The following is a 14,438-nucleotide window of genomic DNA, read 5'->3' as shown; positions in this document are numbered from 1 at the left end:
AGCGGGCTTGCTCGCGAAGAGGCCATCACATTCAGCATTGATGTCGGCTGCCCCAACGCCTTCGCGAGCAAGCCCGCTCCCACAATGGAACCCGGTTTCTTCAGAAAAATAACAATGGCTTCGAAGAGGACAACAACATGCAAACCAAACTCTTGATCAACGGCCAACTGGTCAACGGCGAAGGCCCGGCGCAACCGGTGCTCAACCCGGCACGCGGTGAACTGCTGGTGGAAATCAACGAGGCCACCGAAGCCCAGGTCGATGCCGCCGTGCGCGCCGCCGACAGTGCCTTCGCCGAATGGTCGCAGACCACACCGAAAGACCGTTCACTGTTGCTGCTCAAACTCGCCGACGCCATCGAAGACCACGGCGAAGAGTTGGCCAAACTGGAATCGGACAACTGCGGCAAACCCTACAGCGCCGCGCTGAATGACGAGATCCCGGCGATTGCCGACGTGTTCCGTTTCTTCGCCGGCGCCAGCCGTTGTATGAGCGGTTCGGCCGGCGGCGAATACCTGCCCGGACACACCTCGATGATCCGCCGCGACCCGGTGGGCGTGATCGCGTCCATTGCGCCGTGGAACTACCCGCTGATGATGGTCGCCTGGAAAATCGCCCCGGCCCTCGCCGCCGGTAATACCGTGGTGCTCAAGCCGTCGGAACAAACCCCGCTGACCGCGTTGCGTCTGGCCGAACTGGCGTCGGACATTTTCCCGGCCGGTGTACTCAATCTGGTGTTCGGACGTGGGCCGAGCGTGGGCAGTCCGCTGGTGACCCATCCGAAAGTGCGCATGGTGTCGCTGACCGGCTCCATCGCCACCGGTTCGAACATCATTTCCAGCACCGCCGACAGCGTCAAACGCATGCACATGGAATTGGGCGGCAAGGCCCCGGTGATCATCTTCGACGACGCCGACATTGATGCGGCGGTCGAAGGTATTCGCACCTTCGGCTTCTACAATGCCGGCCAGGATTGCACCGCCGCGTGCCGGATCTACGCCCAGCAAGGTATTTACGACAAGTTCGTCGAGAAGCTTGGCGCAGCGGTGAGCAGCATCAAGTACGGTTTGCAGGATGATCCGTCGACCGAACTGGGACCGCTGATCACCGCCCAGCATCGCGACCGCGTGGCCGGGTTTGTCGAACGCGCCGTGGCGCAACCGCACATTCGCTTGATCACTGGCGGCAAGGCTGTCGAAGGCAGTGGTTTCTTCTTCGAGCCGACCGTGCTGGCCGACGCCCAGCAGGACGACGAAATCGTCCGTCGCGAAGTGTTCGGGCCGGTGGTGTCGGTGACCAAATTCACCGATGAGGCTCAGGCGTTGGAATGGGCCAACGATTCGGACTACGGCCTGGCGTCTTCGGTGTGGACGGCGGATGTAGGACGCGCGCATCGCCTGTCCGCGCGGTTACAGTACGGCTGCACCTGGGTGAACACGCACTTCATGCTCGTCAGCGAAATGCCCCACGGCGGTCAGAAACTGTCCGGCTACGGCAAGGACATGTCCATGTACGGGCTGGAGGACTACACCACGGTTCGGCATGTGATGTTCAAGCACTAAAGGCATCCCCCCGGCTTCAAGGCAGAAACCGGTCATCCGCATCACCAGGCATTCAAAACAATAACTACCGATCCGGGCGGCGTCTTCATGGCCCCGCCACGGTTTCGGCCATCCGAAATCTGCCGATTTCACGGAGCAAACACACATGAGTGCATCACCCGATCTCTCAGCCGCCGTTGCCGACAGCGATGCCGAACAACTGCGCCAACTGGGCTACACCTCCAACTTCAACCGCAGCATGAGCCTGTGGGAAAACTTCGCACTGGGCTTCACTTATCTGTCACCGGTCGTAGGGGTTTATACCCTGTTCGGCCTGTGCCTGGCCGCTGGCGGGCCACCGATGTTCTGGGCCTATTTGCTGGTCGGTTGCGGGCAACTGCTGGTGTGCCTGATCTTCGGCGAAGTGGTTTCGCAGTTCCCGATTTCCGGCGGCGTCTATCCTTGGGCGCGCCGCTTGGTGGGTAAAAAATGGGCGTGGATGGTCGGCTGGATCTACTCCATCGCCCTGTGCGTGACCATCGCCGCCGTTGCGGTCGGCGCCGGCCCGTACCTCGCGGCCATGCTGGGCTTTGAACCGAGCAACAACACCAACATCGTCATCGCCCTGGTGCTGACGCTGTTCGCCACACTGGTGAACCTCAGCGGCACCAAAGTGCTGGCGCGGATCGCCATGTTCGGCTTCCTCTGCGAACTGGTCGGCGCGGTGATCGTCGGCGTGTACCTGCTGATTTTCGAGCGTCACCAACCGATCAGCGTGCTGTTCAACACTTTCGACATCAGCGTCGACGGCTCCTATTTGCCGGCGTTCCTCACCGCGTCGCTGGCGGGGATGTTCCTCTACTACGGCTTCGAAGCCTGCGGCGATGTGGCCGAAGAAACCCCGAACCCGAGCAAGAAAATCCCGGTGGCCATGCGCATGACCATCTACATCGGCGGTATCGCGGCGATGTTCGCTTGCCTGGCATTGATCCTCGCCGTGCCGGACATGCAAGCGGTGATCAACGGCACCGACAAGGACCCGGTCACCACCATCCTCAACAACGCCTTCGGCCCGATCGGTTCGAAAGTGGTGATGGGCGTGGTGATGATTTCCTTCATCTCCTGCGTCATCAGCTTGCAAGCTGCGGCGAGTCGTCTGCTGTATTCCTACGCTCGCGATGAAATGGTCATCGGCAGCCGACTGCTGAAAAAGATTTCTCCTACGACTCAGGTGCCGGTTGCTGCACTGTTCGTGTCCGGCGTCCTGCCCGGCCTGATCATCGCCCTCGGCTTCTTCCTGCAAGACGCCGTGGCCACCATCGTCAGCTTCGCCGCGATCGGCATCTACCTCGCATTCCAGATGATCGTCCTCGCCGCCCTGTACGCCCGTAGCAAAGGCTGGAAACCCAGCGGCAAATTCACCCTCGGCGCCTGGGGCTGGCCGGTGAACATCGGCGCGCTGGTCTATGGCGTCGGCGCAATCATCAACATGGCCTGGCCCCGCACCCCGGATGCAGCGTGGTACATCAACTACGCGATGGTGCTGAGCACGGTGATCGTGATTGGGCTGGGGCTGGTTTACATGTGGATTGGCAAGCCGTATGACCATGGGAAGGCGCCGGCTGGGGATGCCTGGAAAGTTAGTCGCTAAGAAAAACAGCCCCGGATTTATCACAATTTCGGGGCTGATTTCTTTCAGCGTCAGTTACTCGCTTCCTACAGACCGAACCCTCAGCATTCAGTCCCCTTTCCTACGAATGGCGTCGGCAGAGTAGACTTGGCGCCGCTAGCGCCTGACCGATAGGCTTTACCCCGTCGCTGCCCAATCAGCGGCCCGGGGTCGAAGCCGGAAATCTGTCAAAACGGTGCTTGCGTGCCCCCATTGAACTGCGGCTGCTTTGCAACTTCAGTTCTGCGTTATGGCGGGCCGTGTGGCGCGGGCCTTCCGCCTTTTCCGTTTCGACAGGAAGTAACCCGACTTCGAACGCCACTCGGTTCGCCACCCAACTTTTCGAAGAGTTGGTGGCGACTTTCCTACTCGAAACGGAAGTCATCTCATGCCAGCACCTACTCACAATCCGAATACTGAATATTTCACTCCCACCGTCTTCACCCGCCACAACCGCTTCCTCCACGCCCTCCTGCTTGATCATCAAGCCTGGTTCTGCGCTCAAGATCTGGGCCGCATGATGGGCCATCCCTTGAACCCACGCGTCACGCTCAAACTTGACCCCGACCAACGCCGCACCGTCCGCCTGCGCAAGGACGGCGATGTTGTCGAGACCCCGATGGTCAGCGAATCCGGCATGTACGCGCTGCTCGTCCATCATTTCATTCCGGAAAACCGCAATCTGCGCCAATGGCTGAGCAATGAGGTGATTCCCATCCTGCGGGAAACCAGCTCAGCAACAGCGGAAAACTGCCCAAGCCTGAGCTCGGTGCATTGGGCAGGCGTCACCGTGCCGCTGTTGCACTGGCAACAACAGGCTTGGGTGAAATGGCGTGATATGCCGGAGTTGGTGCTCGGTCAGCAGCCCTATCAGGTATCGGGGACATGTAGCTGACGGCCTCACTTGGCCCAATGAAAAAAGGGGCGGACTCCAGAGTCAGCCCCTTCAATGTTCACCATCAACCTCGACACATTTCTGAGCGAGTCCCTAACTGATGCGCAACGCCATCCCCGCACTTCAGCCCATTCTCGAAATCATCCCGAGTGACGAGAATTTTGCTGAAGACTACCTGCAAAAACTCGTCAAACAATGTGCGGTTGCCGAGCATCTGCACGCAATCCATGTCGGCATCGCCGACGCTGACGCGGGTAAGTTGATTGATCTGGCCACCGTGAAAGCCAAATGGCTTTCACGGTGAACCTCCTGTTTCAAAACCGCGAAACACTCCTCATCGCATCCACCAGATACCGCATCGCAATCCGGTCGCTCTCCGACAACTCGCGGTAACGCTCCACCAGTTTCAGTTCGTCAGGACTGAGCCGGCGTCTTCGCCGGACGTTGGTGAGGCAGGGAAAGATGCCTAACATTTCGGTGATGCCTTGTCCTTTTGTCATGGACGATGTCCTTTTCCAGTACGTCAGAAATTTCTCGAAAACCGCATCGCCCTGCTCCTTTAAGCAGCGATTTGAGCCCTGCCGGTCGGATGGGTCGTGACCGGCGATGCCCATAGAATAGAAATTAAATCGGCGCTGAAAAGCTGTTTTTAGAGTAATTAGTCGAAAAAAGCAGATATGCCCTATAAATCAGAAAAGTCTGTGAGATAAATAACCGTAACGTCTTGTTTCATTGAGACGCTGTCGCCGTGCTATCAATGAATTTTGCAAAATCGGCGAACCGATTAAGCTAGCGGGCATCTGTTACTAGTCCGTAGCGTTTGGCCGAAGGCTTGTCCGAACCGTAATTTCTGATCCAGTACGTGCCAGGAACGGCGCGGGATTGTCCACGACAGGTTGTATTTATGCACCGCAGGAATTTGCTCAAAGCGTCCATGGCCATTGCGGCTTACACCGGCCTTTCCGCCTCCGGCCTGCTCGCCGCACGCGCCTGGGCCGCCTCTGGCGGTGCCGCCGACGGTGAAGCACAGGCCTTCGACTTCGAAACGCTGAAGCGCCAGGCCAAACAACTGGCCGGCAGCGCTTATCAGGACACCAAACAGGTGCTGCCGCCGACCCTGGCGACCATGACCCCGCAGAACTTCAATGCGATCCGCTATGACGGCGAGCATTCGCTGTGGAAGGAAAACAAGGGGCAGCTCGATGTGCAGTTCTTCCACGTCGGCATGGGTTTCCGTCAGCCGGTGCGCATGTACAGCGTCGATCCCAAGACCCGCACGGCCCGCGAGGTGCATTTCCGCCCTCAGCTGTTCAACTATGAAAACACTTCGGTCGACACCCAGCAGCTCAAGGGGGATCTGGGGTTTGCCGGCTTCAAGCTGTTCAAGGCGCCGGAACTGGATCGGCATGACGTGGTGTCGTTCCTCGGCGCCAGCTACTTCCGCGCGGTGGATGCCACTGGCCAATATGGCCTCTCCGCCCGTGGCCTGGCCGTCGACACCTACGCCAAGAAACGCGAAGAATTCCCCGACTTCACCAAGTTCTGGTTCGAAACCCCGGATCAGAACGCGACCCGCTTTGTGGTCTACGCCCTGCTCGACTCGCCGAGCGCGACCGGCGCCTATCGCTTCGACATCGACTGCCAGGCCGAACGCGTGGTAATGGAAGTCGACGCCCACATCAACGCCCGCGCCGCCATCGAACAATTGGGCATCGCGCCGATGACCAGCATGTTCAGCTGCGGCACCCACGAGCGCCGGATGTGCGACACCATTCACCCGCAGATCCATGACTCGGATCGTCTGGCCATGTGGCGCGGCAACGGCGAGTGGATCTGCCGCCCGCTGAACAACCCGGCGACCCTGCAATTCAACGCCTTCGCCGACACCGATCCGAAAGGGTTCGGTCTGGTGCAGACCGACCACGAATTCGCCAACTATCAGGACACCGTCGACTGGTACAGCAAACGTCCGAGCCTGTGGGTAGAACCTACAACCGCGTGGGGCGAAGGCTCTATCGATCTGCTGGAAATTCCTACAACCGGCGAAACCCTAGACAACATCGTTGCGTTCTGGACGCCGAAGAAACCGGTAGCCGCCGGCGATTCGCTGAACTACGGCTACAAGCTCTACTGGAGCGCCCTGCCGCCGGTCGGCACGCCGCTGGCGCGGGTGCATGCGACTCGCTCGGGCATGGGTGGATTCGTCGAAGGCTGGGCACCGGGCGAGCATTACCCGCCGGTCTGGGCCCGTCGCTTTGCTGTGGACTTCACCGGTGGCGGCCTGGATCGCCTGCCGCAGGGCACCGGGATCGAACCGGTGGTGACCTGCTCCAACGGCAAGGTGCAGGATTTCAGCGTGCTGGTGCTGGATGACATCAAGGGTTACCGGATCCTGTTCGACTGGTACCCGACCAATGACAGCGTGGAGCCGGTTGAGCTGCGACTGTTCATACGCACCAATGACCGCACGCTGAGCGAGACCTGGTTGTACCAGTACTTCCCGCCGGCGCCGGACAAGCGCAAGTATCCTTGATGTTTTGAGGCGCCTGCCCGGGCCTCTTCGCGAGCAAGCCCGCTCCCACATTGGATCTGGTTCGATCACACAGCGTGTGACCGACACGGAGCCAGGGTGGGAGCGGGCTTGCTCGCGAAAGCGTCAGAATATTCAACATCGGATGGAAGGCACTGCGTCAGGTCAGTGGGCAATACAGATGAATGTCTTTGGGCTCTTGATCAAACAACTCAGGATCCGGGTGATCAACCAACCGGCAACCCTGACGCTGATAGAACTCCACGGTATTGCGCGACTCGGTCGCCGAGACATACAGCGCTTCGGCGCCGATCCTCCGACCATGGGCGCAGGCCAGGGCAAACAATCGCCCGCCAAGCCCCTGCCCACGCCAGGCACGGCTGATGTGCAGGAACTTCAACTGCCGCATGTTCAGACCCTGATTGTGAATAACCCGGTTATCCACAACCACCGCCGCCACCAGTGTCTCGCCATCGAAAAGCCCGTGTAGCCAACCGCCGCTGCGCCAGCATTTTTCCAATACCCGCGCATTCTCCTCTGCCTCCCCTTCGGGCCACCCGCGCATGTCGAAACGCACCGGATACAGAACCAGCTCACCGTTTTCTACGCGATAGCACGCCTCAACCAGTTCACTGCGGTCGATCAGCGCCAGCAGCGGCAAGTCGGATTCCGTCAGCTCTCGTTCGATCAACATGCGATCCATTCCTTTGCATTCCAAACGATAGGCAAGAAAAAACCCGCCTTTTCAATGGCGGGTTTTATAGGCGCTGCGACAGGTCGGATCAATCCCGCAGATCAGACTCATGAATCGGCTGATCACGATGGGTCGCACGTTGATACTGCGCCGGCCACACCGCTTTGCGGCCGCCCAGGTCATCGTCGGCGTGCAGCGGCCAGTACGGATCACGCAGCAGCTCACGGGCGAGGAAGATGATGTCGGCCTGACAGGTCCGCAGGATGTGCTCGGCTTGCGCAGGCTCGGTAATCATTCCCACGGTGCCGGTGGCGATGCCTGACTCCTTGCGCACCCGTTCGGCGAAGCGCGTCTGATATCCCGGACCCACGGGGATTTCGGCGTTGGCTGCCGTGCCGCCCGATGACACATCGATCAAATCAGCCCCCAAGGCTTTCAGGCGTCGCGCCAGCTCCACGGTTTCATCGGGATTCCAGCCGTCCTCGACCCAGTCGGTAGCCGAAAGGCGCACAAACACCGGCAGTTCTTCCGGCCATACGGCGCGCACCGCCTCAGTCACTTGCAGCACCAGACGAATACGATTTTCGAACGAACCACCGTACTGGTCGCGGCGCTGATTGCTCAGCGGCGACAGAAACTGGTGCAACAGATAACCGTGCGCCGCATGCACCTCGACCACACTGAAACCAGCGGTCAGCGCGCGTTTGGCCGCGGCCACGAAGTCCTGAATGACCTGGGCGATCTGCCCTTCATCCAGCTGTTTCGGTTGGGTGTGTTGCGGGTCAAAGGCAATCGGCGAAGGCCCGACCGGCGTCCAGCCACCGTCCTCCGGTTTGACGCTGCCGTGCTTGCCGATCCACGGCCGGTGGGTGCTGGCCTTGCGCCCGGCATGGGCCAGTTGAATGCCGGCCACTGCGCCTTGGGCGGTGATGAAACGGGTGATGCGTTGCAACGGTGCGATCTGTTCGTCGTTCCACAGGCCCAAGTCTTCGGCGGTGATCCGCCCGTCGGCCGTGATTGCCGTGGCTTCGGTGAATACCAGGCCAGCGCCCCCCACCGCACGGCTGCCGAGGTGCACCAGATGCCAGTCATTGGCCAGGCCATCGACGCTGGAGTACTGGCACATGGGCGACACGGCGATGCGGTTGGACAGGGTCAGTTGGCGAAGGGTAAAGGGTTCAAGCAGCAGACTCATGGGGCACCTCTCAAATCAGTGGGCAGGCTCCAGGGTTCTGTTTGAAAAGTCGACGAGTGACAGGAAAAAGGTGCAGCACCCGCCCCCGCGGGCAAAAAATTCGACAAGACGTCACAAGGCCAATCAAGCAGTGCTTAGAGCCTAGTCGACAACTGGGGATGAGGCAGGGTTCAGAGTGATTCAGTGTGTGAACGTCCCCCTTCGCGAGCAGGCTCGCTCCCACAGGTACGGTGTTGTCCTGGTGGGAGCGAGCCTGCTCGCGATGGACTCAGCGCGGTTCGATGTGGGCAATCATCAGTTGCACGGTCTCATTGCCGCGAAACTCGTTCAGATCGAGCTTGTAGGCCAGTTCGACCCATTTGATCGTCGGGTTCGGCCAGATATCACGATCAATGCCGAAGGCGATGCCATCCAGCTTCACCGAACCGCATTCGGTTTTCAGCACCACTTTCAGGTGCCGCTCGCCGACCACTCGCTGCTCGACCAACTGGAACACGCCATGAAACAGCGGCTCCGGGAAATGCTGGCCCCACGGCCCGGCGTGACGCAGGGCGCGGGCCAGCTCCAGATGAAATTCCTCGACCGCCAGCGTGCCGTCCGACAGCAGGCGCCCGGTCAGATCCTCTTCGCGAAGCTGCCTGCGCACTTCGGCGTCGAAGGCCTCGGCGAACAACGGAAAATTCTCCTGCGGCAAAGTCAGGCCTGCCGCCATCGCGTGACCGCCGTACTTGGCGATCAGATCCGGATGCTGCGCCGCGACCACGCTCAGCGCATCACGAATATGAAAGCCCTGAACCGAACGCCCAGAGCCCTTGAGCAGACCGTCACCGGCATCGGCGAAGGCGATGGTCGGGCGGAAGTAACGCTCCTTCATCCGCGAAGCCAGAATACCGATGACACCCTGATGCCATTCCGGATCGAACAGGCACAAACCGAACGGCATCGACTCGACCGGCAAGTCCTTGAGCTGGGCCAGCGCTTCACGCTGCATGCCTTGCTCGATGGATTTGCGGTCCTGATTCATGCCGTCCAGTTGTGCGGCCATTTCCCGGGCCAGCGCAGGGTCGTGGGTCAGCAGGCATTCGATGCCCAGGCTCATGTCATCCAGACGCCCCGCCGCGTTCAGGCGCGGGCCGACGATGAAACCGAGGTCGGTAGACGTAATGCGCGAAGCTTCACGCTTGGCCACTTCCAGGATCGCCTTGATCCCCGGCCGCGCACGTCCGGCGCGAATTCGCTCCAGACCCTGGTGCACCAGAATCCGGTTGTTGGCATCCAGCGGCACCACGTCGGCAACGCTGCCCAGCGCCACCAGATCCAGCAGTTCGCCGATGTTCGGCTGCGGCTTGCTCTCGTACCAGCCGAGGCTGCGCAGGCGTGCGCGCAAGGCCATCAACACATAGAAAATCACCCCGACCCCGGCCAGCGCCTTGCTCGGAAACTCGCAGCCGGGCTGGTTCGGATTGACCAGCGCATCGGCTTGCGGCAGCTCATCGCCGGGCAAATGGTGGTCAGTAATCAAAACCTTCAGGCCATGGCGCTTCGCGGCCGCGACACCTTCAACGCTGGAAATGCCGTTGTCGACGGTGATCAACAGTTGCGGCTCGCGGGTCATCGCGACTTCGACGATCTCAGGGGTCAGGCCGTAGCCATATTCGAAGCGGTTCGGCACCAGATAATCGACGTGCGCCGCGCCCAGCAGGCGCAGACCGAGCACGCCCACGGTGCTGGCCGTCGCGCCGTCGGCGTCGAAGTCGCCGACGATCAGGATCCGCTGACGCTGCTCCAGCGCCGTCACCAGCAGATCAACCGCCGCATCGATCCCTTTGAGCTGCTGGAACGGAATCAGCCGCGCCAGGCTCTTGTCCAACTCCGCCTCGGACTGCACGCCCCGCGCCGCGTACAGGCGGGTCAGTAGCGGTGGCAGTTCACCGAGAAACGGCAGAGTGGCGGGCAACGGGCGAGGATCGATACGCATGGGGTGACAGAAGCTTCTCTTGAATACGTGGGATTTTTCGGGAGTAACGCGGAATTAACCGCGCTCGCCTTGCAGCCAGCTGAGCTGGACTTCGTGCTGGCCACGGTCGTCGGTGACGAAGATCGTGCCTTCGCTGATCATCACGTCCCACTTGATGACGCGGGGCATGTCCTTGGCCAGGGTTTCCAGCACTTCCTGCGGAACAGCGGCAATGTTGACGTTCTTCAGGTTTTTGATCGCCGGAATCACCTTGCCTTCCCAGACGCGCAGGCTGCCGTAGGCCAGCAGGCTGGTGCGTTCGGTGCGGCGCGAGCACCAGGTCAGGCGATCGGCATCCGGCTGGCCGACTTCGATCCAGTGCAGGACGCGGTCGTCCAGGCTCTTTTCCCACAGCGCAGGTTCATCCACGTCCGACAGACCACGCCCGAACGACAGTTGCTCGTTGTACCAGAGCGCGTAGGCCAACAGCCGCACGGTCATGCGTTCTTCGGTTTCCGAAGGATGGCGGGCGATGGTCTGCTTCACGTTCTCGTAGACGCTGCGGTCAAGGTCGGTGAGGTTCAGTTCGAATTTGTAGGTAGTGGACGGCTGGGCCATGAACGGGCTTCTTGATACGAGGAAAGTCGGCAAGTCTAACCGATGCTGTAGGCAATCCACGAATTGATGGCGATCAACCTTGCGCGACTGACAGCCAGCTATGTTAAAACGCTCTATCTGCTCAGCCTTGTCCTACAGGATCTCGCATGCCGTTCGCCAACAAACCGCTCAGCGGTCTGAAAGTCATTGAATTGGGTACTTTGATTGCCGGGCCGTTTGCTTCGCGCATCTGCGGCGAGTTCGGCGCCGAAGTGATCAAGATCGAGTCGCCGGACGGCGGGGATCCGTTGCGCAAATGGCGCAAGCTGTATGAAGGGACTTCGTTGTGGTGGTTCGTCCAGGCGCGCAACAAAAAGTCCCTGACGCTGAACCTCAAACACCCCGATGGCCTGGCGATCCTGAAAAAACTGCTGGGTGAAGCCGACATCCTGATCGAGAACTTCCGCCCCGGCGTGCTGGAAAAACTCGGCCTGGGCTGGGAAACCCTGCATGCGCTGAACCCGAAACTGGTGATGGTGCGCCTGTCCGGTTTCGGCCAGACCGGGCCAATGAAAGATCAGCCAGGTTTCGGTGCGGTCGGCGAATCCATGGGCGGCCTGCGCTACATCACCGGTTTCGAAGACCGCCCGCCGGTACGCACCGGGATTTCCATCGGCGATTCGATTGCGGCTTTGTGGGGCGTGATCGGCGCGTTGATGGCCTTGCGTCATCGCGAGGTCAACGGTGGCCTCGGCCAGGTGGTCGATGTGGCGCTGTACGAAGCGATCTTCGCCATGATGGAAAGCATGGTGCCGGAGTTCGATGTCTTCGGCTTCATTCGTGAGCGTACCGGCAACATCATGCCGGGCATCACCCCGTCGTCGATCCACACCAGTGCCGACGGCAAACATGTGCAGATCGGCGCCAACGGCGATGCGATTTTCAAGCGCTTCATGCTGATCATCGGCCGTGAAGATCTGGCAAACGACCCGGTGCTGGCCAGCAACGACGGGCGCGACAGCCGTCGTGACGAGTTGTATGGGGTGATCGATCGCTGGGTCAATTCGCTGCCGCTGCAAACCGTGCTGGATCTGCTGAATCAGGCCGAAGTTCCGGCCAGCCGGATCTTCAGTGCCGAAGACATGTTCAACGATCCGCAATACCTGGCCCGGGAAATGTTCCTGCACGCCAAACTGCCGGACGGCAAACCTTTCAAGATGCCGGGCATCGTGCCGAAACTCTCTGAGACACCCGGCACGTCCGAATGGGTCGGACCGCAGCTCGGTGAGCACAATGCGCAGGTACTCCACGATCTTGGCTACGACGAGAAGCAGATCGCCCGGCTGCGCGAAGACGGAGCCATCTGAGCTGAAGCCCCTGATGCCCTCGGCCTCGAACCGCGCCCACCATTGGTGGACCTGGCGGTTGTTCGGCCTGCTGTTCCTGATGGTACTGCCAGCGTGGGCGCAGGCCAAACCGACGCTGATCTGGCTGTTGCGCGACCTGCCGCCACTGACGATCTTCGAGGGTCCGAAAAAGGGCCAGGGCGTTATCGATCAATTGATGCCGATGCTGATTGCCGGCATGCCGCAATACGAACACACCTTGATGCGGGTCAATCGCGCCCGTGGCACTCAAATGCTGCATGAACATCCCTTCGCCTGCGATCCTTCGCTGATCTGGAACAGGGAGCGGGCGCAATGGATCGCCTTCTCCATCCCCGCGTTTCGCGCTGTCAGCAATGGCCTGGTGGTGCGTCAGAGAGATCGCGAAGTGCTGAAGCCGTTTCTGGTCGACGATGAAGTCGACCTGTCGGCATTTCTGGCCAACGGCGAGCGAAAAGTCGGCGTGGTAGCCGAGCGCAGTTATGGCGAGTACATCGATACATTGCTGCATCAGGCACCGAGCGGCGCGCTGACGCCCCATTACGGCAACGATGCGCTCAGCAGCCTGCTGTCGATGCAGCGCCTGGGACGTTTGCAGGTGGTGCTGGGTTACTGGCCGGAAATCCGTTATCAGGCGCGCCAGGCCGAGATCACCGAGGACGAACTGCTGTTCTTCCCGATTCGCGGCACGGGCAAGTACCTGTCGGGCCATGTCGGCTGCACCGACACCGCGGCGGGTCGACAGGCGATCACCGAGATCAATCAGCTGTTGCGCACCCTGCCCCACGATCATCTCAACCAGCTCTACGCCGATTGGCTCGACCCCGAAAGGCGTCAGGATTATCTGGAACAGGCGCGGATTTTCTTCCAGCGACAAGCCGCGCAGTGAAATCCGGGCAAAAAGAAACCCCGAGAAGTGGGGAGACGACTCGGGGTTAAACGTGGCCTGTATCAAAGACCCGTAGCAGCAAGCGACAAGCACCGGAGCACAATGCTTGCTCCTGCTGTTACCGGGTCTGACCGACCTGGATGCAGGAAGGTTCCCACAAATGAAAAATCAGTTTCAGAGGGCCGGGTGCTTGTCGAGGGCTGCGTTTCGCAACGCGGCGATCACACAGGGTTCCAGCCGGCCTTCGGCAATCAGGATGTCACGGTGCAGACCGTCGACCACATCTGTCAGTTGACGCTTGTCGCTCAATTGCGCCTGATTGAATTCGCGCTCCACCACGATCGCGCCGTTGCCGTTCTTCAAAGTCACCAGGCATTCGCCATGGCGACCCCGAGGGGTCAACGTCACTTGATACGGGCTCAGAGCCTCACCGAGCAATAGACTGATACTTTCCATCTCGATCTCCACTCAATAGTCCGAAAACACAGTGCCTGGGGCGTGTTCACAGTAAATGACCACCGGCCCGAGAGGAAAGTTCTGCTTGTCGCCGGCCTCTCCCGGAGCGTCACCGGCCTATCGGAGCATGCAGGGTGAAGATGACAGGAAAATAACCATGGGGGTTCAAGCGTCCACGCAATGCCGGTGGCTTGTCATGTAGGTGTCCAGCAGACTCCTCATCAACACCGCCGACACCGGCGTGTGCAGGCGGCCCAGCAAGGTGATCCCGTGTTCGCCGAGCAAGGTTTCCAGCTCTTGCAGCAGGCTGGGAGTCACGGCCCCCAGCAGAATCATCGCCCGCGCGTCCTGCCGCTCGGCCAGATGCCGGATCAGCGCCAACCCGTCCCCGTTCTGCAATTGTGGATTGCACAGGGTGATGTCGACCGCCCCGCGACGTTCCAGTGACCGCTTTGCCGAACCCAGCGACGGCGCGGTCAGCACATCGTAGATACCGATGGCGTTGAGCATCTGGTGCAACGCCATCAGTTGGAACGGATTGGGTTCTAGAATCAGGATCTTGAGCGAGCGCATGGGACGACCTCTGGAGCGGCAATCGCGGATTCACGACGCTGTGGCCTGTCACTCTAG

At 60.4% G+C, this 14,438-nt stretch carries 14 protein-coding genes; 7 read left to right on the top strand and 7 right to left on the bottom strand.

Translation table 11 applies throughout. The features are described from left to right. The first annotated feature begins 137 nt into the window (after positions 1 to 137). From K3819_RS05375 to K3819_RS05360, 4 genes are all read left to right on the top strand, one after another. A complete protein-coding gene (locus tag K3819_RS05375; RefSeq protein WP_221398780.1) occupies positions 138 to 1,562 on the top strand; it encodes a gamma-aminobutyraldehyde dehydrogenase in 1,425 nt (474 codons plus the stop codon). 145 nt (positions 1,563 to 1,707) lie between these two features. Beyond that, positions 1,708 to 3,192: an APC family permease gene (locus K3819_RS05370; RefSeq protein ID WP_085611445.1), complete on the top strand. Its 1,485-nt coding sequence runs from the start codon at positions 1,708 to 1,710 to the stop codon at positions 3,190 to 3,192. Positions 3,193 to 3,598: 406 nt separating this feature from the next. Continuing rightward, positions 3,599 to 4,105: a Bro-N domain-containing protein gene (locus K3819_RS05365; protein WP_085611444.1), complete on the top strand. Its 507-nt coding sequence runs from the start codon at positions 3,599 to 3,601 to the stop codon at positions 4,103 to 4,105. A gap of 100 nt (positions 4,106 to 4,205) precedes the next feature. Further along, complete coding sequence (locus K3819_RS05360; RefSeq protein ID WP_085611443.1) at positions 4,206 to 4,409, top strand: hypothetical protein; 204 nt, start codon at positions 4,206 to 4,208, stop codon at positions 4,407 to 4,409. A gap of 10 nt (positions 4,410 to 4,419) precedes the next feature. On the opposite strand, the gene K3819_RS05355 is transcribed toward K3819_RS05360, so the two are convergent. Beyond that, positions 4,420 to 4,605 (bottom strand): hypothetical protein, encoded by a 186-nt coding sequence (locus tag K3819_RS05355; RefSeq protein ID WP_007954656.1) that lies wholly within the window; start codon positions 4,603 to 4,605, stop codon positions 4,420 to 4,422. A 404-nt stretch (positions 4,606 to 5,009) separates the two neighbouring features. On the opposite strand from K3819_RS05355, the gene K3819_RS05350 reads away from it, so the two are divergent. Then, positions 5,010 to 6,638, top strand: a complete 1,629-nt coding sequence (locus K3819_RS05350; protein ID WP_221398779.1) for a glucan biosynthesis protein D — start codon at positions 5,010 to 5,012, stop codon at positions 6,636 to 6,638. 157 nt (positions 6,639 to 6,795) lie between these two features. On the opposite strand, the gene K3819_RS05345 is transcribed toward K3819_RS05350, so the two are convergent. The 4 genes from K3819_RS05345 to K3819_RS05330 all read right to left on the bottom strand — a co-directional run bounded on the left by K3819_RS05345 (position 6,796) and on the right by K3819_RS05330 (position 11,099). Further along, entirely contained in the window at positions 6,796 to 7,329 is a 534-nt protein-coding gene (locus K3819_RS05345; RefSeq protein WP_221398778.1) for a GNAT family N-acetyltransferase, read from the bottom strand. A gap of 88 nt (positions 7,330 to 7,417) precedes the next feature. After that, the gene (locus tag K3819_RS05340) at positions 7,418 to 8,524 is read right to left on the bottom strand and encodes an NADH:flavin oxidoreductase/NADH oxidase (protein WP_221398777.1); all 1,107 of its coding nucleotides are present in this window, start codon (positions 8,522 to 8,524) and stop codon (positions 7,418 to 7,420) included. A 268-nt stretch (positions 8,525 to 8,792) separates the two neighbouring features. Next, positions 8,793 to 10,502, bottom strand: coding sequence for a single-stranded-DNA-specific exonuclease RecJ (gene recJ / locus K3819_RS05335; RefSeq protein ID WP_085611441.1), 1,710 nt, complete (start codon positions 10,500 to 10,502; stop codon positions 8,793 to 8,795). A gap of 54 nt (positions 10,503 to 10,556) precedes the next feature. Continuing rightward, positions 10,557 to 11,099, bottom strand: a complete 543-nt coding sequence (locus K3819_RS05330; protein WP_064593644.1) for a YaeQ family protein — start codon at positions 11,097 to 11,099, stop codon at positions 10,557 to 10,559. 146 nt (positions 11,100 to 11,245) lie between these two features. Here K3819_RS05330 and K3819_RS05325 point away from each other — a divergent pair, with 146 nt between their 5' ends. Together K3819_RS05325 and K3819_RS05320 are read left to right on the top strand one after the other, a co-directional pair. Continuing rightward, positions 11,246 to 12,445, top strand: a complete 1,200-nt coding sequence (locus K3819_RS05325) for a CaiB/BaiF CoA-transferase family protein (RefSeq protein ID WP_221398776.1) — start codon at positions 11,246 to 11,248, stop codon at positions 12,443 to 12,445. 13 nt (positions 12,446 to 12,458) lie between these two features. Further along, positions 12,459 to 13,352, top strand: a complete 894-nt coding sequence (locus K3819_RS05320; protein ID WP_221398775.1) for a TIGR02285 family protein — start codon at positions 12,459 to 12,461, stop codon at positions 13,350 to 13,352. Positions 13,353 to 13,526: 174 nt separating this feature from the next. On the opposite strand, the gene K3819_RS05315 is transcribed toward K3819_RS05320, so the two are convergent. Both K3819_RS05315 and K3819_RS05310 read right to left on the bottom strand, forming a co-directional pair. Then, positions 13,527 to 13,808, bottom strand: coding sequence for a DUF3509 domain-containing protein (locus tag K3819_RS05315; protein WP_085611439.1), 282 nt, complete (start codon positions 13,806 to 13,808; stop codon positions 13,527 to 13,529). A 165-nt stretch (positions 13,809 to 13,973) separates the two neighbouring features. Further along, entirely contained in the window at positions 13,974 to 14,381 is a 408-nt protein-coding gene (locus K3819_RS05310; protein ID WP_085611438.1) for a response regulator, read from the bottom strand. Positions 14,382 to 14,438 lie beyond the last annotated feature (57 nt).

This window comes from Pseudomonas sp. 3-2, assembly GCF_019710535.1.
GTDB lineage: Bacteria > Pseudomonadota > Gammaproteobacteria > Pseudomonadales > Pseudomonadaceae > Aquipseudomonas > Aquipseudomonas pharyngis.
Note: the sequence above shows the minus strand (reverse complement) of the source record. Positions and strands in the feature narration are given on the sequence as shown.

What these genes read in the sequence shown, in the direction of transcription:
- K3819_RS05375 (WP_221398780.1), top strand. Translation starts at nt 138, where the DNA reads ATGCAAACCAAACTCTTGATCAACGGCCAACTGGTCAACGGCGAAGGC.
- K3819_RS05370 (WP_085611445.1), top strand. Translation starts at nt 1,708, where the DNA reads ATGAGTGCATCACCCGATCTCTCAGCCGCCGTTGCCGACAGCGATGCC.
- K3819_RS05365 (WP_085611444.1), top strand. Translation starts at nt 3,599, where the DNA reads ATGCCAGCACCTACTCACAATCCGAATACTGAATATTTCACTCCCACC.
- K3819_RS05360 (WP_085611443.1), top strand. Translation starts at nt 4,206, where the DNA reads ATGCGCAACGCCATCCCCGCACTTCAGCCCATTCTCGAAATCATCCCG.
- K3819_RS05355 (WP_007954656.1), bottom strand. Translation starts at nt 4,605, where the DNA reads ATGACAAAAGGACAAGGCATCACCGAAATGTTAGGCATCTTTCCCTGC.
- K3819_RS05350 (WP_221398779.1), top strand. Translation starts at nt 5,010, where the DNA reads ATGCACCGCAGGAATTTGCTCAAAGCGTCCATGGCCATTGCGGCTTAC.
- K3819_RS05345 (WP_221398778.1), bottom strand. Translation starts at nt 7,329, where the DNA reads ATGTTGATCGAACGAGAGCTGACGGAATCCGACTTGCCGCTGCTGGCG.
- K3819_RS05340 (WP_221398777.1), bottom strand. Translation starts at nt 8,524, where the DNA reads ATGAGTCTGCTGCTTGAACCCTTTACCCTTCGCCAACTGACCCTGTCC.
- recJ (WP_085611441.1), bottom strand. Translation starts at nt 10,502, where the DNA reads ATGCGTATCGATCCTCGCCCGTTGCCCGCCACTCTGCCGTTTCTCGGT.
- K3819_RS05330 (WP_064593644.1), bottom strand. Translation starts at nt 11,099, where the DNA reads ATGGCCCAGCCGTCCACTACCTACAAATTCGAACTGAACCTCACCGAC.
- K3819_RS05325 (WP_221398776.1), top strand. Translation starts at nt 11,246, where the DNA reads ATGCCGTTCGCCAACAAACCGCTCAGCGGTCTGAAAGTCATTGAATTG.
- K3819_RS05320 (WP_221398775.1), top strand. Translation starts at nt 12,459, where the DNA reads ATGCCCTCGGCCTCGAACCGCGCCCACCATTGGTGGACCTGGCGGTTG.
- K3819_RS05315 (WP_085611439.1), bottom strand. Translation starts at nt 13,808, where the DNA reads ATGGAAAGTATCAGTCTATTGCTCGGTGAGGCTCTGAGCCCGTATCAA.
- K3819_RS05310 (WP_085611438.1), bottom strand. Translation starts at nt 14,381, where the DNA reads ATGCGCTCGCTCAAGATCCTGATTCTAGAACCCAATCCGTTCCAACTG.